Source organism: Treponema endosymbiont of Eucomonympha sp., from assembly GCF_001028545.1.
This window is the reverse complement of sequence record NZ_BBPW01000554.1, coordinates 1-483: the sequence shown is the minus strand read 5'-3', so window position 1 is coordinate 483 and position 483 is coordinate 1. Positions and strand designations below refer to the sequence as shown.

General features: G+C 56.3%; 1 pseudogene. It reads left to right on the top strand.

Annotation, left to right across the window (positions count from 1 at the left end):
• Nucleotides 1-126: 126 nt before the first annotated feature.
• Nucleotides 127-483: pseudogene (locus tag AWU74_RS08025) on the top strand (molybdopterin-dependent oxidoreductase); the annotation flags it as partial.

The window sequence follows — 483 nt, the reverse complement described above, 5'->3', positions numbered from 1 at the left end:
TTCAAGGACGTTCGCTTCAATTAGAAGCCGGAATATGCAGGAGCTATTTGCGGGTGAAATACCAATTATATACGAAAATCGGCTCGGTCTTTGCAACAATCCCGCAACTCGGTCGTTATGTGGGTAATGGGCTTCACGCATTTTACCCATGGAACGGACGTTATAAAAGGCATCTGCGCCATTTTGCTTATTACGGGAAACTTCGGGCGTCCGTCTACCGGTGTCGCCCCCGTGCGCGGACAGAACAACGTACAAGGCGCCTGCGATATGGGCGCTTTGCCGAATGTGTATACGTGCTATCAGTCCGTCGCCAGCCCCGCGGTTCAGGCTAAGTTTGAAACAGCGTGGGGCGCGAAACTTTCGCCCAACGCCGGGCTTCACGCCACCCGCGTTCCGGAGCGCGCCCTGGAAGAACCTGACCCGGCCAAACAGATACACGGCTACTATGTAAACCGCGACGACCCCGCCCACTCCGCCCCCCAC